The sequence below is a fragment of the Bradyrhizobium sp. SBR1B genome (genome assembly GCF_014198205.1).
GTDB lineage: Bacteria > Pseudomonadota > Alphaproteobacteria > Rhizobiales > Xanthobacteraceae > Bradyrhizobium.
The window spans coordinates 573,612-599,544 of sequence record NZ_JACIHC010000003.1 but is presented as its reverse complement, the minus strand read 5'-3'; the positions used below and the strand labels follow the sequence as shown (position 1 = coordinate 599,544).

Genomic DNA, 25,933 nt, shown 5'->3' with positions numbered 1-25,933 from the left:
GGATGGGACTTTGGCCGTGATAGGCTTGAAGCCCCGAAAGAGAAGCGGGACCGGTCGTGCTGCAAAAACTCTCCACCTATCGACAGAAACGTGATTTCGAGAAGACGCCGGAGCCGTCGGGCAAAACGGCGGTGACGCCGTCGAAGCAGCGGCGCTTCGTGATTCAGAAGCACGACGCGAGCCGGCTGCATTACGATCTCAGGCTCGAATTCGATGGCGTGTTCAAGTCCTGGGCGGTGACCAAGGGTCCCTCGCTCGATCCGCACGACAAGCGGCTGGCGGTCGAGGTCGAGGACCATCCGCTCGACTATGGCGATTTCGAAGGCACGATACCGGAAGGGCAGTACGGCGGCGGCACGGTGATGCTGTGGGATCGCGGCACCTGGGAGTCGGAAGATCCCGAACGCGGCTTCAAGAAGGGCGATTTGAAGTTCACCCTGCATGGGGACAAGTTGCACGGAAGCTGGGTCCTGGTCCGCATGCGCAACGACCGTACCGGCGGCAAGCGCACCAACTGGCTCTTGATCAAGCACCGCGACGAATTTGTCCGTGAAGGGGCCAAGAACGACATTCTCGATGAGGACAAGTCCGTCGCCTCCGGCCGCGCAATGGAGCAGATCGCCGAGGGCAAGGGGCGCGCGCCAAAGCCGTTCATGCTGGCCAAGGGTGCGAAGACCAAGGCCGACGCGGTCTGGCAATCCAACCGGGCCGAGGAAGCGAAAGGGCAAACGGTCAAGCCGGCGCCACGCACGGCATTGAAGGGCGGCAAGATCGTCAAGACCAGGACGGCGAGGAAGAAGGCCACAACTGCGACCAATGGCAAGAAGATCGTCGAGATACCGGACTTCGTGCCGCCGCAGTTCTGCACGTCGGTCGAGCGTCCGCCGGCCGGCGAAGGCTGGTGCCACGAGATCAAGTTCGACGGCTACCGCGTGCAGCTCCGGGTCGAGGACGGCAAGGCGACGCTGAAGACGCGCAAGGGCCTCGACTGGACCGACAAGTTCGCCTCGATCGCGAAGGAGGCGGCGGCGCTGCCGGACGTGATGATCGACGGAGAGATCGTGGCGCTCGATCACGACGGTGCGCCGAATTTCTCCTCGCTCCAGGCCGCGCTGTCGGACGGCAAGACCGAAGAGCTGATCTTCTTTGCCTTTGACCTCCTGTTCGCGGAGGATCTCGATTTTCGGCGTCTGCCGCTCGGCGAGCGCAAGGCGCGGCTGAAGCAGCTGCTGGGAGCGCGCAAGCGGAAATCGACTCAGATCCGCTATGTCGAGCATTTCGAAAGCGGCGGCGATGCGGTGCTGCAATCGGCCTGCAAGCTTGAGCTGGAAGGCGTGGTGTCGAAGAAGCTGGACGCGCCCTATCGCTCCGGCCGCACCGAGAGCTGGACCAAGGCAAAGTGCCGCGCCGGCCACGAGGTCGTGATCGGCGGCTACAAGACCACCAACGGCAAATTCCGCTCGCTGATGGCGGGCGTGCATCGCGGCGATCATCTCGTCTTTGTCGGCATGGTCGGCACCGGCTTTGGCGCCGACAAGGTCAAGCGCATCATGCCGTCCCTGAAGGCCATGGAGGCCAAGGAGAGCCCCTTCGGTGGCAAGAACGCGCCGAAGAAGAGCCGCGAGGTGCACTGGCTGAAGCCGGAGCTCGTGGCCGAGATCGAGTTCGCCGGCTTCACTGCCGACGGCAATATCCGCCAGGCCGCGTTCAAGGGCTTGCGGCAGGACAAGCCCGCCGAGGAGGTCGAGGCGGAGACGCCTGTCGATACCGAGCTTGCCGAGCCCACGCCCCGCAAGCGCGCGGCGAAGACAGCCAAGCGATCGAAGGACACCGGCACCGCCGAGGTGATGGGCGTCGTCATCTCCAAGCCTGACAAGGAGCTGTGGCCCGACGGAGGTGACGGCGAGGGCGCGACGAAGCTCGATCTCGCGCGCTACTTCGAGGCGGTCGGCGACTGGATGATCGAACATCTGAAAGGGCGCCCGTGCTCGATCGTGCGTGCGCCCGACGGCATCGGCGGCGAGACGTTCTTCCAGCGTCACGCGATGCAGGGCACCTCGAATTTGCTTGAGCTGGCCAAGGTCTCGGGCGATCGCAAACCCTATTTGCAGATCGATCGCGTCGAAGGGCTTGCCGCCGTCGCGCAGATCGGCGGTGTCGAGCTGCATCCCTGGAATTGCGCACCTGATGCCTACGATACGCCGGGCCGGCTGGTGTTCGATCTCGATCCGGCGCCGGATGTGGAGTTCGCCGATGTCGTCGAGGCCGCCAAGGAGATGCGGCAGCGGCTGGCCGATGTCGGCATGGAGAGCTTCTGCAAGACCACGGGCGGCAAAGGCCTGCATGTGGTGGTGCCGCTGCTTCACGGCGCGCGCGACAAGGTGAGCTGGAAGGAAGCCAAGGCCTTCGCGCAAGGCGTCTGCCAGTGGATGGCCGACGACGATCCAGAGCGCTATCTGCTCAACATGTCGAAGAAGCTGCGCAAGGGGAAGATCTTCCTCGACTATCTCCGCAACGACCGGATGTCGACGGCGGTGGCCCCGCTGTCGCCGCGGGCGCGCGCCGGGGCAACGGTCTCGATGCCCGTCACCTGGGCGCAGGTGAAGAGCGATCTTGATCCGAAGCGCTATACGCTGCGGACCGTGCCGGGCCTGCTGCCGCGGTCAAAGGCGTGGGAGGACTATGACGATGCGGCCGCCTCGACCAAGGCGGCGATCAAGAAGCTTGCGGGGAAAAGGAAGTAGGTCGCGCTCCGGGCACCGCGCCCGTAGGGTGGCAAAGCGAAGAGTGCCCACGTTTTTTTCGTTGTAACGAATCTTTTTCATTACGACGAATAGGTGGGCACGGCGCAAGAGCGCCTTTGCCCACCTACGAGTTCTCGTCCTAGATCCGTCCCATCAGCAGCAGGATCAACAGGATGACGATGACCAGCCCGAGGCCGCCGCCGCCGTAATAGCCGGTGCCGTAGAACGGGCCGCCGCCGATGCCGCTGAAGCCGCCGAGCAGGGCGATGACCAGAATGACCAGAATGATCGTACCGATTGACATGCGAATCTCCTCAGCCCTTTGTTGAAAGGGTCGTTTGCACCTGTCCCCTTGTGCGAGGGCAACTTGCCGCAGGTTTTTAAGTTCCGGGTTTGAAACAGGGCCACAGGTCCAAGTTGCATGGAACCTTTGCCGCTTCGTCCGGCATGACTATGTGAGGATTGATCATCACGGGGCAGGGCCATGTCAGCACCGCTTGTCGTTTCTATTCCGCACCGTCTCGGCCGCGAGGAGGCGGTGCGCCGGCTCAAGACCGGGCTCGGCCGGGCGGCAGCCAGCATTCCGGTGATGCAGGTCGAGGAGGAGCGCTGGACCGGCGACAGCATGGCGTTTCGCATTCGCGCGCTCGGGCAGATCGCGACGGGTCAGGTCGACGTCGCTGAAGACCATGTCAAGGTCCAGGTGGTGCTGCCCTGGCTGTTGCAGCGCTTTGCCGAGATGGCGCAGGCCACGATCAAGAAGCGCGGGCAGTTGCTGCTGACCAAGGACGACGGAAAGTAGCTTCAGGCGCGCACGCGCGGCCGCGCGGGCCTGATGGCGCTTGCCGTGCGGGCCTCGATGACAGCGGCGGGAAAATCGCGGAAAGCCTGGGTGACCGGCAGTTCGTGGCCCTCAAGGCCCGTCGCGGCATAGCCTGTGATATCGACGGCCGCGTCAAATCCCTCCAGCGTGGGCCATTCCCGGCCGGCTTGGGTGAACGGCGCGAACTGACGCCCGACCACGACGATCGCCGCAGCGCGGCCATGACGGCGGGCGAAGGCAATGACATGGTCGGCATGTGCGCCGCGCACCGCCAGCGGCTGATAGTCGCCTTGAGCGAAGACGTCGGCGAGTTCATTGCGCAGCTTGAGAAGACGCCGTGTCCAGGCCAGCTTGAGCAGGCCGTCGGGCCAGCTCTTGATCAGGCCACGCCAATCCGGATCGTCCAACGAATCCAGCGCCGCGTGCCGCGCGCCAAAGTCGACCGGGCGACGGTTGTCGGGGTCGACCAGCGACAGGTCCCAGAACTCGGTGCCCTGGTAGAAGTCGGGCACGCCGGGCAGCGTCGCCTTGAGGGTGAGCTGGCTTAGAGAATTCAAGGCGCCGAGCAGCGCCACGCGTCGGGCCAGCGTTTGCAGCGAATCCAGGAATTCCCCTGACAGTGCAGGATCGAGGATCTTGTCGATAAAGCTCTTGATGCCGTTCTCATAGGCTTCATGCGGGTTGAGCCAGCTCGTCTCTTCCTTGCCCTCGCGCGCGGCCTTCAGCGCATAGGCCTGGATGCGCTCGACGAAGCCGGCATCGACCGGCCCGTGCAGCGGCCAGGCTCCGAGCAGGGTTTGGTAGAGCATGTATTCGAACGTCGCCGACGGCGCGCGGTAATTGCCGTGGAGCGTGAGGTGCGGCGCGTTCAACACCTTCCAGCGCGCCACTGCGCTGGTCCATTCGCCGGGAATCTCGCTGAGCGCCGCGATGCGCGCGCGGGCGTCCTCGCCGCGCTTGGTGTCGTGGGTGGCGGTCGCCGTCATTCCCAGCGGCCATTCCCTGGCGCGGGCCTGCATGGTCTCGTGGAAGGCGGAAATCGTGAGCCCGGTGCTGGCGGGATCGCCGCCGACCTCGTTCAGCGCGAGCAGCCGGTGGAATTGATAGAACGCGGTGTCCTCCAGCGACTTCGCCATCATCGGTCCGGTGAATTGCTGCACCTTCAGCGCGAAACGACGCACGCGCGGGGCGCTGTGCGGGGGGCGGCCAGGCTTGAGCAGGTCCATGGTCAGCGCGTCGCGCAGGAAGTCGAAGATGCCTTCGTCCGCGGCGAACCATTCCGCGCGGGCGCGCGCGATGGTGTCGTCGATCAGCTTGCGGTCGGGCGCGGTCGGGCCGCTGTTGGTCAGATAGGTGCGGTACACCGGGAAATGCAGCACATAGAGCTCGAGCGCCTGCCGCAGGCTGTCGGCGGAGAAATCGCGCGTCGAGTAATGCCCGTTGGCGATGCGCGCGAGCAGGCGGGTCAGCACGGTGAATTCGCTGGTGAGCAGCGTCTCCAGCACGCGCCGCTTGGCGTCCTTGACGTAAGGCGCAAGCCGCGGCGGCCGGTTGCTGACCTGCCGCCAGGTCTCGTCCAGCGCCCCCAGTCCCCCGGCCTCGACCAGCGCATGGGTGATGACGTTCATCCATTCATAGCCGGTGGTGCCCTGAACCCCGGCGAAGTGCGGCAGGCGTTCGTGCTCGCACAGGATCTTTTCGATCACCGTATAAAACGGCTTGGTATTTCCTTGGGCGTCGCGCACCAGCCGGCGCAGCCGCTGGCAATATTGCGCGGGATCGCGCAGGCCGTCGATGTGATCGAGCCGGATGCCCTGCAGCTTGCCGCTGGCGATGAGCTGCTTCACCAGCCGGTGCGTGGCGGCGAAGGTGCTCGCGTCCTCGACGCGCAGACCGGCGAGCCCGTTGACATCGAAGAAGCGGCGATAGTTGATATCGCTGGAGGCAAGCCGCCAGTGCCCGAGCTTATAGTGCTGGCGTTCGAGCAGATGATGCAGCGCCAGCGTCTGCGCGGGACGGTTCTTGGCGGCACGATAGGCGGCAAGGCCCCGTGCGATGACTTCGGCAGCACCAGGGATCTCCCTGAGCTCGGCCTTGAACGCGGGGGCTTCCTTGCGGTTGGGGCGGCGTAATCCGGTATAGCGCGCTGCGAGCGACAGCAGGCGCTTGCCGGCCTCCGTCTCGGCGGCATCCGCTTCCTTGACGATCATGCGCAGCATCTCGCCATAGCGCTCCGGCGCGACGGGCAGGCGATGTTCGAAATACCAGGCGGAAAAGCTTCCCTGGTCCGGATCGTAGCGCAGCTCGATGTCGCCGCGCTCGAGCGCCTCGCCATAGGACGCCCCCAGGATCGGCAGCAGCACGCCGCCGCGGGCGCGGTAGGCGAGCTGATCCCAATCGATGTCGAAGGAGACCGCGTGGGGCGAAGCCTGGCCCCATTCCAGCACGTCGAGCCACCAGGGATTGTCGGCGAAATGCACGCCGACATGGTTGGGCACGAAGTCGATGATGAGGCCGAGGTCGTGCCTGGTCAGCGCCTCGCTCAGCCGGGCGAAGCCGGCTTCGCCGCCAAGCTCCGGACTGAACTGGCTGTGATCGACGGTGTCGTAGCCGTGGGTCGAGCCCTTGCGCGCCTTCATCACCGGCGAGGCATAGAGATGCGTAATCCCCAGCGCTTTCAGATAGGGCACCACCGCGGCGGCCTTGTCGAAATCGAAATCCGCGGTGAGCTGAAGCCGGTAGGTCGCGAGCGGAATGGCGGGAGGCATCCTAACCTCCGAGGCGCCAGACCACCGACCAGGGGGCAAGCCGGTCGCCGTCGCCGCCCCAGATCGGCGTACCCGCGCTGACATTGGAGATGATTTCTTGGTCCGACAGGTTGGCGGACAGGCGAAGCACCGTGCCGTCGCCCATGCGCCAATGCGCGGTGAGCAGGCCGCTGTCGGCCGCCTCGGCCTCGCCGAAGCTCGCGCCCCTCAGCCGCGGCATGATCTCCTTGCGGCGAAGCGCGAGCAGCTCCCGGACCAGCGCGAGCCGCGCGTCCTGCTGCGGCGTGCGGCCGGTCCAGTCGAGCACGGCTGATTGCAGCGTTGCCGGATCGAGCGGGTCGGGCACCTCGTCGCCGTACTTCTCGTAAGCCCAGGCATATTCCTGCTTGCGCCCCTTGCGGACGGCATCGGCGAGTTCGCCGTGGAAATCGCAGAAGAACGGGAAAGGCGCCGTGGAGCCCCATTCCTCGCCCTGAAACAGCATCGGCACCATCGGCGCGAGTAGTGTCACTGCAAGCGCCGCTTCGATCTGCTGCGATGATGCCAGGCTCTCGAGCCGGTCGCCGAGCGGACGGTTGCCGATCTGGTCGTGGTTTTGCACGAAATTGACGAAGGTCGCCGGCGGCAGCTTGCCGCTCGGCTCGCCGCGCGGCTTCTTGCCCCAGAACTCCGAAACCTCGCCCTGGTAGACGAAGCCGGAGGCCAGCGCGCGGGCGAGATCGAGCCGCGGCGTTTGATAATCCGCGTAGTATCCGGCGAGCTCGCCGGTCAGCATCACGTGCCAGACGTGGTGATAGTCGTCGTTCCACTGTCCCCGATATTTGCCGTTCGGCGGCTCCTGCGCCGCGTCGAGCAGGCTGGCGCGATTGTCGCCGTTCTCCAGCACGAGATGGATGTGCCGCCCCGTGGCCTTGGCAAGCTCGCCGGCGGCGACGCTGAGGTCCTGCAGCATCGATTGCTCGCCGGGGATCGCCATGATGTGATTGGCGGCATCCAGCCTCAGGCCGTCGAAACGGTAGTCGCTGAGCCAGGACAGCGCATTCTCGACCGCGAATGCGCGCACCTGCGGCACGCGATAGTCGATCGCACTGCCCCAGGGCGTGTGGGCATCGGTGAAGAAGGCCGGCGCATAGCGGCCGAGATAATTCCCCTCGGGCCCGAAATGATTGTAGACGACGTCGAGGAACACCATCAGGCCGCGCAGATGCGCTTCGTCGATCAGCGTCTTCAGGTCCTCGGGCCGGCCATAGGCGCTGTCGGGCGCATACCAAAGCACGCCGTCATAGCCCCAGCCGCGGCGCCCGGCGAAATCGGCCAGCGGCATCAATTCCAGCGCGGTGATGCCGGTTGCGACGAGATGATCGAGCTTGTCGATCATGGCGCGGTAAGTGCCTTCGGAGGTGAAGGTGCCGACATGGGTCTCGGTCAGCACCGTCTCTTCCCAGGGGCGGCCGCGCCAATCGCGCGCACGCCACGAAAAGGCGTCGTGATCGATCACCTGGCTCGGCCCGAACACATCCTCGGGCTGAAAGGCCGAGGCGGGATCGGGTACCTCGATCTCGTCATCGATCCTGAACTTGTAGGGACTGCCGGCGGTGAGGCCGGAAATCTCGGCCACGTACCAGCCATCCTGCCGGCGCTGCATCGCGTGTCTTCGGTCGAGCAGGAGGTCGACACGCCGCGCGCCAGGCGCCCACAGGCGGAACGACACGCCGTCCTTTGTCGGCCTCGCCCCGAAGGATGGCCTCATAGCGCCCCCGCGAAGGCGAGCACCGAGCGCGGCGGCGCCTTGCTGTCGCTCCCGGGCGGGAACTCGACCGTATTCAGCTTGGCATCGGTCGTGTTCAAGATCTGCTGCCAGCTCTTGTATTCGGTCATTTTGGGCAATTTGAATGCGATCTCTTCGGGGGCGGCGTTCAGTACGATAAAGATCGCGGCCCCACCCGGTTCCACCGGGCCCATCACATAGGAGAGGAATCTTCCCTCCGGGAATTTCCAGTCGTTCTCCGTCATTTCGTCGCCCGCAGGTGTCAGCCACAATGCGCCGTACGACACGCCGTCTGCGGGGCGGCCGTCGAGCCAGCGATGGCTGCGAAGCTGCGAGAACCGGCGGCGGATGTCGGCGAGATGGCCAACGAAATCGACCATGTCGTCGCCCTCTTTGCCGAGATTGTCCCAGCCGACCCAGCCGATCTCGTTGTCCTGGCAATAGGCGTTGTTGTTGCCGGATTGCGAGTTGCCGACCTCGTCGCCGGCGAGGATCAGCGGAACGCCCTGCGCCAGCATCAGGCAAGCCAGCACGTTCTTGCGAAGCTGACGGCGCAGGGCGAGGATCTGAGGATCATCGGTCGGCCCCTCGACACCGCAATTGTTGCTGTGGTTGTCGTTGGAGCCGTCGCGGTTGTCCTCGCCGTTGGCCTCGTTGTGCTTCTCGTTGTAGCTGAAGAGATCGGCGAGCGTGAAGCCGTCATGGACGGTGATGTGATTGATGCTGGCGCGCGGCCGCCGTCCGTCATGGTTGAACAGGTCGGACGATGCCGTCATCCGGCTGGAGATGTCGCCGATCAGGCTGCCTTCGCCGCTCCAGTAGCGGCGCATGGCGCTGCGATAGCGATCATTCCATTCCGACCATTGCGAGGGGAATGCGCCGACCTGATAGCCGCCAAGGCCGAGGTCCCAGGGTTCGGCGACGAGCTTGACGGCCGCAAGCACCGGATCCTGGCGGATCGCGGTCAGGAACGAGATGCCGCGATCATAACCGTTCGGCCCGCGCGCGAGCGTGGTGGCGAGGTCGAAGCGGAAGCCGTCGACGTGGCAGACCTCGACCCAGTAGCGCAGGGAATCCATCACCATCTGCAGCACGCGCGGATGGGTGAGATTCACCGATGAGCCGCAGCCGGTGAAGTCATCGTAATAGCGCGGGTTCTCGCGGTTGAGCCAGTAATAGGAGGCGTTGTCGATGCCGCGGTAGCACAGCGTCGGGCCGAGATGGTTGCCCTCGGCGGTGTGGTTGTAGACGACGTCGAGCATCACCTCGATGCCGGCATCGTGCAGGCGCGCCACCGTGGTGCGGAAGGAGTCGAGCGCATTGTCCTGGGCGTAGCGCAACTCCGGCGCGAAGAAGGAGAGTGAGTTGTAGCCCCAGTAGTTGGCTAGCTTCTTCTCGACCAGGATGCGGTCGTCGACGAAGCTGTGCACCGGCAGCAGCTCCACCGTGGTGACGCCGAGCTTCTTCAGGTGCTCGATCATCGCCGGCGAAGACAGCCCGCCATAGGTGCCGCGCAGGTTCGGCGGCACGTCGTCGCGCTTCTGGGTCAAACCCTTGACGTGGGCCTCGTAGATGACGGTGTCTTCCCAGGGGATGTTGGGACGGATCTCGCGGCGGCCCCAGTTGAAAGTCTCGTCGACCACGACGGCCTTGGGCATGCCGCGGGCATTGTCGCGCCGGTCGAAGGACAGATCCTCGCGCGGGCTCCCGGTGCGGTAGGCAAAATGCGCATCGCTCCAGACCAGGCGTCCCGCGAGCCGCTTGGCATAGGGATCGAGCAGCAACTTGTTCGCATTGAACCGGTGGCCGTGCTCGGGCTCGTAGGGGCCGTGCACGCGATAGCCGTAGAGCTGGCCGGGCGAGACGTCGTTGAGATAGCCGTGCCAGACATCCTCGGTTCTTTCCGGCAGCTCGATGCGCTCGAGCTCGCGGCGGCCTTGCGTGTCGAACAGGCAGAGTTCCACCTTCTGTGCGTTCGCGGAGAACAGCGCGAAATTGGTGCCGCGTCCGTCCCAGCTTGCGCCGAGGCGTGCAGGCGATCCAGCAGTCAGGCGCATGTGTCAGCTTTCCGGAACGAGAAAGATCGCGGCGAGCGGCGGAATGGTGAGGCGGAGCTCGGGCGCCTTGCCTTCAACGGCATGAACCTCGCCGATGTTCCCGACATTGCTGCCGCCATAATGGGCGGAGTCCGAATTGAACACTTCCTTCCACTTGCCGGCAAAGGGCACGCGAACGCGATAGTTGCGATAGACATTGGGTGAGAAGTTGATGATGACGAGACACCGCGCCTGCTCGTCGAATCCCTTGCGCAGCCAGGCGAACACGTTGCGGTTGGCGTCATCCGTGATCAGCCATTCGAAGCCGGCCTGGTCGCAGTCCATCTGGTGCAGCGCCGGCACCGCGCGATAGAGCCGGTTGAGGTCCCGGATCAGTGACTGAATGCCGGAATGATACTTGTATTCGAGCAGGTGCCAGTCGAGCGACTGGTCGTGATTCCATTCGCGGCTTTGGGCGATTTCCGCGCCCATGAACAACAGCTTCTTGCCGGGATGGCCGAACATGAAGCTGTAATAGGCGCGCAAATTCGCAAAGCGCTGCCACTCGTCGCCGGGCATGCGGCCGAGGATCGAGCGCTTGCCGTGCACGACCTCGTCGTGGGACAACGGCAGGATGAAGTTTTCCGAGAACGCGTAGTGCAGGCCGAACAGGATCTCGCCGTGATGGTGCTTGCGGTGAACAGGGTCCTTGCTGATGTAGTTCAGCGTGTCGTGCATCCAGCCCATGTTCCACTTGTAGCCGAAGCCGAGCCCGCCGAACTCGACGGGGCGCGAGACCTGCGGCCATGCGGTGGACTCCTCGGCCGCCGTGGTCGCCTGCGGGAAGCGCGCGAAGACCTCGGTGTTGAAGCGGCGCAGGAAGTTGATCGCCTCGATGTTTTCGCGGCCGCCATACTGGTTCGGGATCCAGGCGCCGGGCGGCCGGCTGTAGTCGAGATAGAGCATGGACGCGACGGCATCGACGCGTAAGCCGTCGATCGCATAGCGCTCCATCCAGAACAGTGCGTTCGACACCAGGAAGTTAGTCACTTCGGTGCGGCCGTAATTGTAGATCAAGGTGCCCCAGTCGAGGTGGCGGCCCTGGAGCGGGTTGGCGTGCTCGTAGAGCGCGGTGCCGTCGAAACTGCCGAGCCCGTGCGGATCGTCGGGGAAGTGACCGGGCACCCAATCGAGCAGCACGCCGACACCCTCGCGGTGGCAGGCATCGACGAGGGCGGCAAAATCCTCCGGCGTGCCGAAGCGGCTGGTCGGCGCATAGAGGCCGGTCGGCTGATAGCCCCAGGAGCCATCGAAGGGATGCTCGCTCACGGGCAGGAATTCGAGATGGGTGAAGCCCATGTCGCGGGCATAGGCCGGCAACTGTTCGGCCAGCTCGCGATAGGTCAGCCATTCATCGCCGTTCTTGCGACGCCACGAGCCGAGATGCACCTCATAGATCGACATCGGCGCCGACAGCGCGTTGATGCCGTCAGGCGCCGGGCGTGGCCGTGGCAAATGCGTTTCGTCGAGCACGATGGAGGCCGTCTTCGGACGGACTTCGCTGGCAAAGGCCATCGGGTCTGATTTCAGCGGAAGCAGATGGCCGTGCGGCCCGATGATCTCGAACTTGTAGTGATCGCCGGCTTTGGCATGCGGAATGAACAATTCCCAATACCCGGCGCCGCGCACCCGCATCGGATGGCGCCGTCCGTCCCAGAAATTGAAATCGCCGACCACGGAAACGCGGCGTGCGTTCGGGGCCAGTACCACGAAGCCGATGCCGTCGATGCCCTCGAGCCGCATCGGATGCGCCCCGAGCTTGTCGTAGAGGCGCTGATCGGTGCCTTCGCCGAGCAAATAGAGGTCGAAATCGGTCAGGATCGGCGGAAAGCGGTAGGCGTCCTCAAACTCGACGACGTTGCCGCCGAATTTTGCGCGCAGCTGATAGTGCTTCGAGCCATTGGGCAGGGCGCCGATGAACAGGCCGGAATCATGCACGCGGTCGAGCGGAGCGACTTCGCCATGCTCGCCAACTGCCTCGACATTTGAGGCCTCGGGGAGAAAAGCGCGCACCACGCTTTTATCGCCTTCGGGGTGCAGCCCGAGATAGTGGAAGGGGTCGGAGTGGCGGCCCTCGATGATCGCATAGGCCTCGGCAGGCAGTTTAGGCATGGGCTTCGCTCCCGGCACTGGACAGAATGCGAAGCAGTCCGGTCAGCGGCGCATGGAGCCCCTCAGGCCGGTTGGACAGCTCGTACTCTACTTCATCGAAGGCTTGATCAAGCAGGAAAAACCTTAACAGGCCTTCCGCGGATTGCCGATCCTCCGGCCACAGCCGTCGATCGGTCATGGCTTCGCGATAGGCGGACAGGAAGGTTGCGGCGGCTCGCTCGCGCCATTCGTCGAGCGCGGCGGTGATCCGGCCCTGCTCGTCGGAAGCGCCCGTGAGCGCACGGCTCAGCGCCGCGTTAACCGAAAGATCGATCGAGCGGATCAGGCCGGCGACGTCGCGCGCGGCCGGCGCCTTGCGCCGCTTGTCGGCCAGCGGCAGACGCGGATCGCCGTCGAAGTCGATGATGAAGATATCGTCCTTCACGATCAGAGTTTGCCCGAGGCGGAAGTCGCCATGATGACGGATGCTCAGCCCGCCGATCCCGGAAGGCAATAGCGCATTCAGGTGGTCGGGCAGGGACGTGCGCACGGCGGCGAGCCGGTCGATCAACGGTCGGTCCGCCTCCCGCAGGCCGTCGCGGCTGTCGGCCAGCCGCTCGAAAATTCGCTCGGCCCGTGCCTTGAGGTCGGACACAAATCGTTTGGCGTGCGCAGAGCCGATCGGCTCTGGAGCAAGATCGTGCGGCTCTGCCGCCGCCAAGGCGACATGCAACTCGCCGAGCCGCCGGCCGATCTGCGCGATGAAGTGCAGATAAGGCGCTTGCTCCTGGGTCTCGCGCGGCGCTTCGCCTGCCGATAGCACGCGCTGCTCGTCGATATAGCGATCGAGATAGCCCGTGGTCACGGTCCAGCCGTCACCCTGGTTCTCGACATAAGCATGCAACACGCCGAGCGTGCTGCGCTGATCGCCTTCGACCAGCTCGACGCTGCCGAGCAGCGCCGGCGTATTGGCAAAGCGCGCGACCTCGGTGAGATAATGGCCGATCTCGATCTCGGGGTTGATGCCGCCTTCGAGCTGGCGATAGAGCTTGGCGACGTACTGGTTGTCGACCAGCGCGGTGCTGTTCGATTGCTCGATCGCGCGGATGCGTTCGGGCTCCTTGATGGTGTAATCGGCGAAGCGGCTCGTCGCCTTGAACTCCAGCCGCAGATTGTTTTCTTCCACCACCAAATTCTGCGACAGGTTGCGCAGGAACAGGCCGATGAAGATCTGATCGGTCGCCACGTCGAGCAGCGTGCCCTCTCGCGCACCCTGGCGGACGGCGGCGAGCGCCTTCGGGTTGAAGCGCTCGCGGTCGAAGCGCACCCACTCGATCTGCATCGGCAGCACGTAGCGCGACGCGGCGCCCTGGTCGGCCTTCTGGAAAAAAGCGATCCAGGGCCTGTTGTCGCCGATGTCGCAGAACGGCACGGCCGAGGTCAGCGTGGTTTTGATCTGCTTGGGATTGTGCTCGGGATACCACCGCGTCCGCGACAAGAATCCCGGTAGCACGTCGCGCTCGAACACGCCGCGCTCGCGGGCGAGCGACACCCAGTTCGAGTTCACCGGCACCACCAGCGTCTCGAACTCCGGCACCGCGCGCGGCGTCACCGGCTCGGACTTGTCGCGTTCCTGAAGCTGGAACCAGTAGAAGCCGTAAGGCCCCAGCGTGATCATGTAGGGCAGTTCGCCGATCGCGGGGAAGCGGGTGCGGCCGAGCATCTCCTGCGGGATGCGGTCCTTCCAGGGCGACAGGTCGAGCTCGGTCGCTTGCGCGGCGCGCGACAAATTGGCGACGCAGAGGATCACCTCGTCGCGATATTGCCGGACATAGGCCAGCACGGCGCGATTGGCTGGGCGGATGAAGGTCATGGTGCCGCGGCCGAAAGCGAGCGTCGACTTGCGCACCGAGATCAGCCGCTTGGTGGCGCTGAGCAGCGACGACAGGCTGCGCGATTGCGCTTCGACATTTACCGATTCGTAGCCGTAGACGGGGTCCATGATCAGCGGCGCGTAGAGGCGGGCGGGGTCACAGCGCGAGAAGCCGCCGTTGCGGTCGGGGCTCCACTGCATCGGCGTGCGGACGCCGTTGCGGTCGCCGAGATAGATGTTGTCGCCCATCCCGATCTCGTCGCCGTAATAGATGATCGGCGTGCCGGGGAAGGACAGCAGCAGCGAATTCATCAGCTCGATCTTGCGCCGGTCGTTGTCCATCAGCGGCGCAAGGCGCCTGCGGATGCCGACATTGATGCGGGCGCGCGGGTCGTTGGCGTAGGTGGTCCAGAGATAGTCGCGCTCGACGTCGGTGACCATCTCCAGCGTCAGTTCGTCATGGTTGCGCAGGAACAGCGCCCATTGGCAGCTCGCCGGAATATCAGGTGTCTGGCGCAGAATGTCGGTGATCGGAAAGCGGTCCTCCTGCGCGATCGCCATGTAGATGCGCGGCATCAGCGGGAAGTGGTAGGCCATATGGCACTCGTCGCCACGGCCGAAATATTCCTGCACGTCCTCCGGCCATTGATTGGCCTCGGCCAGCAGCAGCTTGCCCTTTGAATAGGAATCCAGCTCGTGGCGCAGGCGCTTGATGATCGCATGCGTCTCGGGAAGGTTCTCGTTCGAGGTGCCCTCGCGCTCACACAGATAGGGAATGGCATCGAGCCGGAAGCCGTCGACGCCGGCGTCCAGCCAGCGCTTCATCACCTGGATCAGCGCGCTGACCACGCGCGGATTGTCGAAATTGAGATCCGGCTGGTGCGAGAAGAAGCGGTGCCAGTAGAACGCACCGGCCTCGTGATCCCAGGTCCAGTTCGACTTCTCGGTGTCGGTGAAGATGATCCGTGTGCCCTGGTATTTCTGGTCGGTGTCGCTCCAGACATACCAGTTGCGGGCGCTGGAGCCGGGATGGCTGCGGCGCGCGCGCTTGAACCATTTGTGCTGGTCCGAGGTGTGGTTGACGACCAGCTCGGTGATGACGCGCAGGCCGCGCTTCTGCGCTTCCTGGATGAAGCGCTTGAAATCCTTCATGGTCCCGAAATCGGGATTGACCGAGCCGTAGTCGGCGATGTCGTAGCCGTCGTCGCGCCCCGGCGAGGGATAGAACGGCAAAAGCCACAGCGCGGTGACGCCGAGCTCCTGCAGATAGGGCAACTTCTCGGTCAGACCGGCGAAATCGCCGATGCCGTCATTGTTGCTGTCGGCGAAGGCCTTGACGTGGAGCTGATAGATAATGGCGTCCTTGTACCAGAGCTCATCCACGATCTCGGCAGCCTCAAGCTTCTTGGTGTCGACGGAAGACAGAACATTCATGGCGTGACCCCTTACGCCAGGCAGCGGAACAAGAGCGCCGGATCGCGGTCGGGATCGATACGCAACCTGATCCCGCCCCATTCGATGCGGGACTGTTCGCCGGTGAGAAGGTTTTCGAGTTTCGTCACATGGTGCCGCTGCCCGCCGGCGTCAACGGTGACGTCGCCCAGCGGCAGCCAGCACTCGCGCAAATGGCCCGAAAGCGCGATCACGCTGAGGACGGTATTGGCAGGCTCGGCCGCTTCCTTGACGAAGGCGATCGTCTCGCCGTCTTCAACGCCGAGAAAGCGCAAGTTCGCCGTTTGCTGGAGCGCGGCATTGTCGTTGCGTATGCGGTTGAGCGCGGCAATGTAGGACTTGATGTTGCCGGGCCGGTCCCAGTCGCGTTGCCGGATCTGGTATTTCTCGGAATCCAGATATTCCTCGCGGCCGGGCATCGCCTCGTGTTCGAGCAACTCGAACCCGCTGTAGACGCCGTAATTGCCCGACAATGTCCCCGCCAGCGCGAGGCGCGACTTGAATGCCCAGGCTTCGCCGCTCTGGAGATGATAGGGCAGCAGGTCGGGCGTGTTGACGAACAGGTTCGGGCGATAGAAGTCGCGCTCGGGATAGCGCGTCAGCTCGCCGAGATATTGCTCCAGCTCCCACCTTGTCGTGTGCCACGGGAAATAGGTGAAGGACTGCGCAAAGCCGAGCTTGGCGAGGCCCTTCATCAGCTTCGGCCGGGCAAACGTCTTGGAGAACAGGATCACCTCGGGATGCCGGCGGCGGATGTCGCGGACCAGCCAGTCCCAGAACGCAAGCGGCGCGGTGTCGTGGTTGTCGATGGCGAAGATGGTGACGCCTTGATCGATCCAGAACAGCATGGCGTCGCGAAACCCATTCCACAGCCCGGCCCTGTCGACGGAGTTGAAATCGGGGATCACGATGTCCGAATAGGGTCCCTCGGCCGTCCGCACCGAGCGGTCCGGCCGCCATTTGAACCATTCCGGATGCTGCGTCAGCCAGGGATGGTCGGGCGAGCATTGCACGGCGAAATCAAGCGCGAGCTCGAGACCATATTCCAGGCAAGTCGCGACCAGCGCGCGGAAATCCTCGATGGTGCCGAGCTCGGGATGCAGCGCATCGTGGCCGCCCTCGGCGGCTCCGATCGCGTAGGGCGAGCCGGGCTCGCCTTCGGTTGCCACCGGCGCATTGTTGCGGCCCTTGCGGCGGCGACGGCCGATCGGGTGGATCGGCGTGAAATAGAGCACGTCAAAACCCATCGCGGCGATATCAGGCACGCGGGCGATGCAGTCTCGCAGCGTGCCGTGCTGGCCGGCGACCTGGCTCTGGCTGCGCGGCATCATCTGATACCAGGCGCCGAAGCGCGCCTTGTCGCGGTCGACGGTCAGCGGGAAGGGCTGCGAGCGGGTCAGGTCTGGCCTGGACTGGCTCTCTGCCATGGCATTGCCGAGCTCGGCGGCAAGCAGCGAGGCGACATCGCCAGTCTGAAGATAATCCTCGCACTGTTTGACGATGACGGCCGCCGCGTCCTGTCGCGCGCCATGCGCCTTGGTCAGGAGCCCGGCCCCCTCGATCGCATCGAGGCTGACATCGGCACCCATTCGCTGCTTGCGCGCGACCCCGTGCGACCAGGTGGCGAACTCGTCGGTCCAGGCCTCGACGGCATAGACGTATTGCCCGGGCTCAACGGGTGTGAATCCGCCGGACCAGCGGTCGTTGCCCCGATGGTCCATCGGCTCGTGCTTCCAGTCGCGGTCCTGCTCGCGGCGCCAGATCAGCGCGGCCCCGACCACGGCGTCGCCATCGCGGTAGACATCGGCCCACACCTCCATGCGCTCACCCGCGATCCGCTTCACGGCGAAGCGGCCGGCGTCGATTGCGGGATAGACGTCCTCGATCAGGAAAGCGCTGCCGGCTGCGGCACTTTCGACAGTTTGAATTGTCTTGTTCACGGTGATGCCATTGACAAGAAAGCAGGAGCCCGTTTCCCTTGTCGGGAACCTACGCTTGATACCTATATAGAAAGCCGGTTGTGTGTCATTAGTTCCCTCGGGAACGGGTAGCGCGGTCTGCGAGTTAGGGCTGACTAACGTCTTCCACCGTCTCGTTAAAATTGATGCCCCCGGCAAAAGGGTGGCCTGCAAGCTGCGTGCCGAATGGATCTTTTAGCTCAAGCCCGCATCAAGGGCGTTCAATCCGAATTCATCGACGCCCTCGGAAAGCTGCGGGTCACCGATCCCGTGGCCCTCAAATCCATCCTCGATGCCCTGCCGGAGAAGCGGGTTTATCGCTTCGTCAGCGGGCCGGTCGTGGTCCGCGCCTTAGGGCATCCGCGCACCGAATTGGCGACGATCGGCGCGCCGCCGCTGAAGTGGAAATTGACCGCAAAGGCGGAGGTGATCGCCGAGGGCAAGGCCCGCGAGCCCGTGATCGCCTGGCCTGCCGGCCTGCCGCTCGGCTATCACCGGTTGACACTGACTGATGCGGAAGGTGTGACGGAAGAGGTGCCGATGATCGTGGCGCCCGAGCGCGCCTTCGGCGGCGATTTCGACCGCGGCTGGCTGCTTGCCGTGCAGCTCTACAGCGTCCGTTCGGACCGCAATTGGGGCATTGGCGATTTCACCGATCTCGCCGATCTGGTCCGGCTCGCAAAGCAGCTCGGGGCCGACGGCGTCGGGCTCAATCCGCTGCATGTCCTGTTCGACGACCACCCGGCCGATTGCAGCCCTTATTCGCCGAACAGCCGGCTGTTCCTCAATCCGCTCTATATCGACGTCGAGGCCATTCCCGAATTCTCCGCAGACCTCGTCCCCGACGCAGCCGCGACCGCGGCGCGTCTGCGCCAAGGCGACCGCGTCCCCTATGCCGATATGGCGGCGTTGAAATGGCTGGGCCTGCGCGCCGCCTTTGACAGCTTCGTGACGACGGCAAGCGCGGCGCGCCGCAAGGCGTTCGACGCCTTCCGCGCCGCCCGCGCGCCCCTATTGTCCCGCTTCGCCTGCTTCGAGGTGCTGCGCCATCGTTTCACCGCGCCATGGTGGGAATGGCCGGTTGAATGGCAGCAACCGGATGAGGCAAAATGCGCCAGCTTGCGCAATGGGCCTGACAAGCGCGAGGTCGAGTTCGTCGAATTCGTGCAATGGACCGCAGATAGCCAGCTGCATGCTGCCAAGGAGCTTGCCAGCCAGCTCGGCATGCGCGTCGGGCTCTATCTCGATGTCGCCGTCGGCGTGCAGTCCAACGGCTTCGATGCCTGGAACGAGCAGATGGCGATCTCCCGTCATCTCGCCGTCGGCGCGCCGCCCGACGTGCTCAACACCATCGGCCAGGACTGGGGCCTTGCCGGCTTCAACGCCGGCGGCCTGGAAGCGCAATCCTTCGTGCCGTTCGCCGACATGCTCGCCGCTTCAATGCGCCATGCCGGCGCTATCAGGCTCGATCACGTGCTCGGGCTGAAGCGGCTTTATCTGGTGCCGCGCGGCTTCAAGCCGGACAACGGTGCCTATGTGCAGATGCCGTTCGAGGCGCTGCTTGGCGCGGTGGCGCGCGAGAGCGCGGCCCACAAATGCATCGTGATCGGCGAGGATCTCGGCACCGTGCCGGAAGGTTTTCGCGAGATGATGCAGGATTTCGGTATCTGGTCCTATCTCGTCATGATGTTCGAGCGCGACGATGCCGGCCATTTCCGCAACGTCGACCATTACCGGCCCAACGCGCTGGTCACGCTGAACACGCATGATTTGTCGACCTATGCCGGCTGGCGCTCCTTCAGTGACCTCAAGATGAAGCGCTCGCTCGGGCTCGATCCCGGCGAGAACGACCAGGCGCGCTGGGATGCGCTCGGCAGGCTCGACGAGATCCTGCGCCAGAACGGCATTCGTGCCAACGACCTCTATTCCGTGCTGGCCTTCCTGTCGCGCACGCCGTCGCGGCTGCTCGCGGTCTCAATGGAGGACCTGCTCGGCGTGATCGACCAGCCCAACATTCCCGGCACGATCGACGAACATCCGAACTGGCGTCAGCGCTTGCCGGTCGCGCTCGACAAGATCGCCGCGAAGGTCGACCTCACGGCCTTGCGAGCCGCGACGCGGGAACGTTCGCTGAATGGCGGGAGTTGACGCGCGAGGGTTACAAGGGCTCTTTCAAGGCTCGCACGACATTGTCTCAGAGGATCGAGGACTATGCGCTGATCGGTGATTGCGAGACCGCGGCGCTGGTCGGGCGCAACGGCTCGATCGACTGGCTGTGCTGGCCGGCCTTCGATTCCGATGCCTGCTTTGCCGCCATCCTCGGCACCCACAAGAATGGCCGCTGGCTGATCGCACCGGGCGAGGACGTCACGAAGATTTCGCGCCGCTATCTCGGCAACACTCTCATCCTCGAAACGCGTTTCGAGACGAAGAGCGGCACCGTCGCGCTGATCGATTTCATGCCGCCGCGCGGCAAGGCGTCCGACATCGTGCGGCTGGTCCGCGGCGTCAGCGGCGCGGTGAAGATGCGGATGGAGCTCGTCATCCGCTTCGGCTTCGGTACCGATATCCCCTGGGTGCGGCGGATCGACCATTCGCTGATGGCAATCGCCGGCCAGGACATGACGGTGCTGCGCACGCCGGTCGAGACCCGCGGCGAGGATCTGACCACGGTGTCCGATTTCGAGGTGAAGGCCGGCGAGACGGTACCCTTCGTGCTGACCTACGGCCCCTCGCATCTGGAGCCGCCCGCGCCGATCGATCCGGAGATCGCGCTTCAGGACACCGAAAAGTTTTGGCAGGATTGGTGCGGCCATTGCGCCCGCGACGGAGACTATCAAGACCTCGTCATGCGCTCGCTGATCACGCTGAAGGCGCTGACCTTCGCGCCGACCGGCGGCATCGTCGCGGCACCCACCACCTCGCTGCCGGAAAAGCTCGGGGGCAGCAGGAACTGGGATTATCGTTTCTGCTGGCTGCGCGACGCCACCTTCACGCTGCTGGCGCTGATGAACTCGGGCTATACCGAGGAAGCGCTGGCCTGGCACAATTGGCTGCTGCGCGCGGCGGCCGGCTCTCCGGCGAACATGCAGATCATGTACGGCATCTGGGGCCAGCGGCGGCTCTTGGAATGGGAGGCGGGCTGGCTCGACGGCTATGAGGGCGCGAGGCCGGTGCGCGTCGGCAATGCCGCGCATGCGCAGCTCCAGCTCGACGTCTACGGTGAGCTGATCGACGCCTTCCACCAGTCGCGCATGGCCAAGCTCAAGCTCGATGATGAAACGACATGGGCGCTGGAATGTGCCGTGCTCAATCATCTGGCCGAAGTCTGGGACCGGCCCGATCACGGCATCTGGGAGCGGCGCGGCCAGCCCAGGCATTACGTCTTCTCCAAGGTGATGACCTGGGTCGCCTTCGACCGCGGCATCAAGAGCGCCGAGACCTTCGGCTTCAAGGCGCCGCTGCTGCACTGGCGTACCTTGCGCGAGGCCATTCATCGCGACGTCTGCGATCGGGGGTTCGACATGGAGGAAAATGCCTTCGTCGAATCCTACGGCTCGAAGCTGCTCGACGCCAGCGTGCTGCTCCTGCCGGCCGTGGGCTTCCTGCCGCCGTCGGACCCGCGCATCCGTGGCACCATCGCCGCGGTCGAGACATGCCTGATGCGCGACGGCTTCGTGCTGCGGCACGATCCGCGCGAGCTGCCTGCGGGGCAGCCGCCGCTCGAAGGCGCGTTTCTGGCCTGCAGCCTGTGGCTCGCCGATGCCCATGTGCTCGCCGGCGATCTCGACAAGGCGCAGATCTTGCTCGATCGCGTCGTGGGCATCGCGAACGATGTCGGCTTGCTGGCGGAGGAATACGATTCAGTCGCCCGCCGCCAGACCGGCAACTTTCCGCAGGCGCTGACGCACATCGCGCTGATCAACACCGCGCATAATCTGTCGGCGGCAAGACAGGAGAGCGAGAAGCCGGCGGTGCAGCGGTCGAAATAGTCATAGCCGCTTGCCCCTAGACCCCGAGCCACTCTAGGCCGCCCGCAAGCTCGCCTACGGCAAAGTCGACTTGCAGGACGCGGCGATGCATCGGAGTGGTCGCCGCCTCCGATGCATGGAGAATCGGCGTCGCGTAGAGCCAGATATCGCCTGCCTCGGCCACACACGCGATGGTGCCACAATGCCGGACGACGTCCTTTACGTCCTCCTCGGCAATCCGCCCAAGCTTATGCGATCCGGGCGCGATCAGAAGCGGCGCATTGCTTGCCGGGACAGGATCAATATGAACTCGCAGAGTTACCATACCCGATAGCAATGCGAAGGGCGGCTCGACGTGTTGCATGCCGCTCTTGACGCTCCATGTTTCGAAGCCGTCGACCGGTACGCGCGCTTTCACGGCGATCGTGCGATCCTGATGCCAGCCCAAAGCCCAGTTCGTCGCAGCCGTCTTGTCGAACAGGATGGCCCTGACCGGGCGGCAGGCTTCTCCAAGCGCCGACGCGGCACAGCTTCCGATATCTCCGCTCGTGGCCAGGAAGGGCGCGAGGCCGTCGACGCCTCTTAGTCTCAGGCCCGCGTGGTCAGGCGGCAGATGGGACAGGATTGCCTTGAGCTGGCTCACCGCATCTGAGGTCAGCGCCCGCCGGAATAGCTGCGCGCCATCATCCAGAAGAGTGAGATGTTCAATTCCCAAGATCGCACACCGAATTAGGCCGATCGCTCAGCCCACCCCATTCCGCTTCAAGATCATCTCCATCGCTTCGGCAAAACCATCCTGCTCGTTGCTCGCGGTGACGTGCGTCGCCTGGTCCTTGACGTTGTCGGTGGCGTTGCCCATGGCGATCGAGATGCCGCTGACGGCGAACATCGCAAGGTCGTTCTGCATGTCGCCGATGGTGGCGACGGCGCCGGTCGCAATGCCCAGGCGCCTGGCCATCGCCTCGACGAAGGTGCCCTTGTTGAAGCCGGGCGGGGTGATGTCGAGATAATAGGTCTGCGAGCGCACTGCCGTTGCCTCGTTGCCTAGCGCCTCCTGCATCGCCTTCTCGCAAGCCTCGAGCCTGGCGGCGTCGGCGCTGGCGCCGACGATCTTGCAGGCGCTCGAAAGGTAAGGCGAAAAGTCCGTCACGATGGTGGGATCGGAGCGGATCGTATGCTGCTCGTGCGCGACGTATTTACCGCTGGGGTTGTCGATCAGCCACTTGTCGGTGGTGAACAGCCAGATGTCGGCGCCGAACTTGCGGAGGATCTGCAAGGACCGCTCGGCCGCGCTGGCCGGGATTAGGTGCTGCTCGACCGGCCGCATCTCCGGATCGACGATCGAGGAGCCGTTGAACGGGCCGACCGGCAGCCAGAGCGCCAGCGGCTCGATCAGGAAGCGCATGCCGATGGCGGGACGGCTGGAGGTGATGGTGAAGCCGATGCCGGCCTTGTGCAGCCGCTGCACCGCACTCCTCGCGCGTTCCGTCAGCGTCTTGTCCTTGGTCAGCAGCGTGCCGTCGACGTCGGACACTACGAGTGAGATTTGCGTCATGACAGGACCTAACGGTTTTGCCTCAGCGTTTCGCAGTACCCAGTTTCAGCTGCCGCACCACGCCGTCCACGATCGCTTCGACGGTTTCGTCGATCGAGACGGTGATGACGTGCTCGCCCGCCTCCGGCGGCTCCAGCGTGTCGAACTGGCTCGTCAGTAGCCCAGGCGGCATGAAATGCCCCTTGCGCTGCGCCAGCCGTTCGGCGATCAGCTCCTTGGTTCCCTTCAGGAACACGAAGCGGACGTCGTCGCGTCCACGCAGCAGCACGTCACGATAGGTGTGCTTCAGCGCCGAGCAGGCGATGATGATATGCCCGCCCTTGTCGCAAACCTGTGCGATTTCGTCGGCGATGGCGTTGAGCCAGGGCCAGCGGTCCTCGTCGGTGAGGGGATGGCCGGCCCGCATCTTCTCGACATTGCTGGCGGGATGAAAGCCGTCGCCGTCCTCGAAGCGCCAACCGAGCCGCTCGCCGAGTGCTTCCGCAACCGTGCTCTTGCCCGAACCCGACACGCCCATCACGATCAATGCACAAGGTGCTTCAACGCCCGCCACGAATTCCCTCCGGAAGCGCGGCCCTGTCGACCAGCCAGACGGTCTCACCATTCGAGCGCGCGCGTAAGGCCGGCAGAGTCTCGCCATTGACGAGGCGCGTCAAGATCGGCTGCTTGTCATGCCCGGCAATCTCGAACAGCATTTCGCGGCAGGACGCCAGAGCGGGCAAAGTGAGCGAGATCCGCGGCACGAAAGGCGCGACATTGGCCTTGGGCACCCCGACCACCCAGCGTTCGGTCTCCTCGATTTCGGGGAAGCCCGGGAAGAGCGAGGCGGTGTGGCCGTCGGGGCCGGCGCCCATCAGGACCAAGTCGAACAACGGCCGCGCCGGATCGAGATTTTCAGAACCGTAGAAGGCCTGCAGCTCGCGCGCATAGGCCTCGGCGCTTCGGTCCGGATTGTCAGCCGTGGTCGGGATCGGGTGGATATGGCCGGAGGGCGCATTGCGGTCGAGAAAGGCCGCGCGCGCGACCGCCATGTTGTTGAGCGGATCGCTCTCAGGCACGAAGCGTTCGTCGCCGATGAACCAGTGCACGCGGTCCCACGGGATCTTGCCGCGCCAGGGCTCGCTGCCGAGCAATTGATAGAGCTTTTTCGGGCTGGAGCCGCCGGTGAGGCAGATCGCGATGCGCGAGGGGTTGGCCTTGATCCGCACCATCACCCGTTCGGCCGCGGCTTGCGCCAGCGCCCCGGCGTCGGCCGCGACGATCAGCTCCGGCAGTCCGGCCGCCGCCATCACGAAAATTTCCGCCAGCTTCGTCCGTCGCGCCGGAGCAGCTCGTCGGCGCAGGCCGGGCCGTCGCTGCCGGCTTCATAGGTCTCGATGCCGTTGGTGCCCGCGCTTTTCCAGGCGTCCAGGAACGGCTGCACTGCCTGCCATCCGGCCTCGATGCCGTCGGCGCGCTGGAACAGGATGTTGTCGCCGATCATGCAGTCGTAGATCAGCGTCTCGTAGCCGGTCGAGGGATCGGCCCGGAAATAATCGCCGTAGCGGAATTTCATCTCGACGCCGTCGATGGTGACGCTCGGCCCCGGGATCTTGGCGTTGAACTGCAGCTCGATGGTCTCGGTCGGCGCAATGCCGATGGTGAGAAAATTCTGCGACAGGCGATCGACGGTCGTGCCTGAGAACATCGACAGCGGCGCCTGCTTGAACTTGATCGCGACTTCGGTGCGCTTGTGGCCCAGCGCCTTGCCGGTGCGCAAATAGAACGGCACGCCGGCCCAGCGCCAATTGTCGATCATCAGTTTCAGCGCAACAAAGGTTTCGGTGCTGCTGCCGGGCTTGACGTCCTGGGTCTTGTGGTAGTCCGGGATATCGTCGTCGCCGACGCGGCCCGCGAGATATTGCGCGCGGACCGAGTTTTGCAGCGCATCCTCGCGGCTCGGCTGCTGGATCGACGTGAGCACCTCGGCCTTCTCGGAGCGCACGGAATGGGCGTCGAAGCGCGCCGGCGGCTCCATCGCCACCAGCGACATCAGTTGGAACAGGTGGTTCGGCACCATGTCGCGCAGCGCGCCGGTGGCATCGTAGAAGCCGCCGCGATGGCCGACGCCGAGCTTCTCTTCCACGGTGATCTGGATGTGATCGATGTGGTTGCGATTCCAGATCGGCTCGAACATGCCGTTGGCAAAGCGCAGCACCAGGATGTTCTGCACGGTCTCCTTGCCGAGATAATGATCGATCCGGTAGATCTGGTGCTCGTCCATGATCTTCAGCAACTCGGCGTTCAGCGCCTTGGCCGAGGCGAGGTCGGTCCCGAACGGCTTTTCGATCACGAGCCGCCGCCAGGCGCCGTTCTCCTTCATCATGCCGGTGCGGCCGAGCTCGCGCGCCGTCGGTGCGAACGCAGTGGGCGGCGTTGCCAGATAGAACAGCCGGTTGCCGCCAGTATCCTGCGCGCATTCCAGCGAATCCAGGTGCTCGCGCAGGCGATCGAACGACGGCGGGTCCTTCGGATCGGCCTCGACGAAGGTCACGCATTCCAGCAGCTTCTTTGCGATGTCGTCGTCCACGGGACGGGTCGCGAACTGGCGCAGTCCCTTCAACAGGCTGTTGCGCAGTTCGTCATCCGACTGCCCCCTGCGGGCCACGCCGACGACGCAGAACTTTTCCGGCAACAGATGCTCGGCCGCCAGATTGTAGAGCGACGGCATCACCAGCCGATGAGTGAGGTCGCCGGTCACGCCAAAGATGACGAAGGCGCAATTTTCCGGCTTGCGCTTTACTTGCGGGTCTTTTGTCACGAATTGTCGGCCTTCGCTTAGTTACGCTTACTGA

16 protein-coding genes are annotated in these 25,933 nt (G+C 64.5%); 4 read left to right on the top strand and 12 right to left on the bottom strand.

The features are described from left to right. The first annotated feature begins 56 nt into the window (after positions 1-56). Positions 57-2,744: a DNA ligase D gene (gene ligD, locus GGD61_RS11155; protein WP_092253685.1), complete on the top strand. Its 2,688-nt coding sequence runs from the start codon at positions 57-59 to the stop codon at positions 2,742-2,744. Between the two features lie 139 nt (positions 2,745-2,883). Here ligD and GGD61_RS11150 read toward each other — a convergent pair whose 3' ends face one another. Beyond that, positions 2,884-3,048, bottom strand: a complete 165-nt coding sequence (locus tag GGD61_RS11150; RefSeq protein ID WP_183230690.1) for a DUF3309 family protein — start codon at positions 3,046-3,048, stop codon at positions 2,884-2,886. 180 nt (positions 3,049-3,228) lie between these two features. Here GGD61_RS11150 and GGD61_RS11145 point away from each other — a divergent pair, with 180 nt between their 5' ends. Continuing rightward, entirely contained in the window at positions 3,229-3,546 is a 318-nt protein-coding gene (locus GGD61_RS11145) for a polyhydroxyalkanoic acid system family protein (protein WP_092253683.1), read from the top strand. A gap of 2 nt (positions 3,547-3,548) precedes the next feature. Here the strand turns inward: GGD61_RS11145 and treY are convergent, their stop codons facing one another. Genes treY through GGD61_RS11115 form a run of 6 tightly spaced genes read right to left on the bottom strand, consistent with a single transcriptional unit; the run spans position 3,549 to position 17,555 of the window. Beyond that, positions 3,549-6,335: a malto-oligosyltrehalose synthase gene (gene treY, locus GGD61_RS11140; RefSeq protein ID WP_183230689.1), complete on the bottom strand. Its 2,787-nt coding sequence runs from the start codon at positions 6,333-6,335 to the stop codon at positions 3,549-3,551. Position 6,336: 1 nt separating this feature from the next. Continuing rightward, on the bottom strand, positions 6,337-8,085 hold the full coding sequence (gene treZ, locus GGD61_RS11135) for a malto-oligosyltrehalose trehalohydrolase (RefSeq protein ID WP_092253679.1): 1,749 nt from the start codon (positions 8,083-8,085) through the stop codon (positions 6,337-6,339). Next, positions 8,082-10,160 carry a glycogen debranching protein GlgX gene (gene glgX / locus GGD61_RS11130; RefSeq protein WP_092253677.1) on the bottom strand — a complete coding sequence of 693 codons (2,079 nt, stop codon included), beginning with the start codon at positions 10,158-10,160 and terminating at the stop codon, positions 8,082-8,084. Before glgX ends, treZ begins: the two co-directional genes overlap by 4 nt. 3 nt (positions 10,161-10,163) lie before the next feature. Beyond that, positions 10,164-12,311, bottom strand: coding sequence for a 1,4-alpha-glucan branching protein GlgB (glgB, locus tag GGD61_RS11125; RefSeq protein WP_177236976.1), 2,148 nt, complete (start codon positions 12,309-12,311; stop codon positions 10,164-10,166). Next, positions 12,304-15,597 (bottom strand): maltose alpha-D-glucosyltransferase, encoded by a 3,294-nt coding sequence (gene treS / locus GGD61_RS11120; protein WP_092253673.1) that lies wholly within the window; start codon positions 15,595-15,597, stop codon positions 12,304-12,306. The genes glgB and treS overlap by 8 nt, the downstream gene beginning before the upstream one ends. Positions 15,598-15,608: 11 nt before the next feature. Beyond that, the gene (locus tag GGD61_RS11115; RefSeq protein WP_092253671.1) at positions 15,609-17,555 is read right to left on the bottom strand and encodes a maltotransferase domain-containing protein; all 1,947 of its coding nucleotides are present in this window, start codon (positions 17,553-17,555) and stop codon (positions 15,609-15,611) included. Positions 17,556-17,759: 204 nt separating this feature from the next. Between GGD61_RS11115 and malQ the strand changes: the two genes are divergently transcribed. Together malQ and GGD61_RS11105 are read left to right on the top strand one after the other, a co-directional pair. Then, positions 17,760-19,721, top strand: a complete 1,962-nt coding sequence (malQ, locus tag GGD61_RS11110) for a 4-alpha-glucanotransferase (protein ID WP_092253669.1) — start codon at positions 17,760-17,762, stop codon at positions 19,719-19,721. Positions 19,722-19,762: 41 nt separating this feature from the next. Beyond that, complete coding sequence (locus tag GGD61_RS11105; RefSeq protein WP_183230688.1) at positions 19,763-21,565, top strand: glycoside hydrolase family 15 protein; 1,803 nt, start codon at positions 19,763-19,765, stop codon at positions 21,563-21,565. A 16-nt stretch (positions 21,566-21,581) separates the two neighbouring features. Here GGD61_RS11105 and GGD61_RS11100 read toward each other — a convergent pair whose 3' ends face one another. From GGD61_RS11100 to zwf, 5 genes are read right to left on the bottom strand one after another with little or no spacing between them, the layout of a single operon-like run. Continuing rightward, positions 21,582-22,259 (bottom strand): phytanoyl-CoA dioxygenase family protein, encoded by a 678-nt coding sequence (locus tag GGD61_RS11100; protein ID WP_183230687.1) that lies wholly within the window; start codon positions 22,257-22,259, stop codon positions 21,582-21,584. Between the two features lie 27 nt (positions 22,260-22,286). Further along, positions 22,287-23,099, bottom strand: a complete 813-nt coding sequence (locus GGD61_RS11095) for a Cof-type HAD-IIB family hydrolase (protein WP_018318525.1) — start codon at positions 23,097-23,099, stop codon at positions 22,287-22,289. Between the two features lie 22 nt (positions 23,100-23,121). After that, positions 23,122-23,652 carry a gluconokinase gene (locus GGD61_RS11090; RefSeq protein WP_092253665.1) on the bottom strand — a complete coding sequence of 177 codons (531 nt, stop codon included), beginning with the start codon at positions 23,650-23,652 and terminating at the stop codon, positions 23,122-23,124. Continuing rightward, positions 23,639-24,388 carry a 6-phosphogluconolactonase gene (gene pgl, locus GGD61_RS11085; protein WP_177236975.1) on the bottom strand — a complete coding sequence of 250 codons (750 nt, stop codon included), beginning with the start codon at positions 24,386-24,388 and terminating at the stop codon, positions 23,639-23,641. The genes GGD61_RS11090 and pgl overlap by 14 nt, the downstream gene beginning before the upstream one ends. Beyond that, entirely contained in the window at positions 24,388-25,899 is a 1,512-nt protein-coding gene (gene zwf, locus GGD61_RS11080; RefSeq protein ID WP_092253661.1) for a glucose-6-phosphate dehydrogenase, read from the bottom strand. The genes pgl and zwf overlap by 1 nt, the downstream gene beginning before the upstream one ends. Between the last annotated feature and the right edge of the window lie 34 nt (positions 25,900-25,933).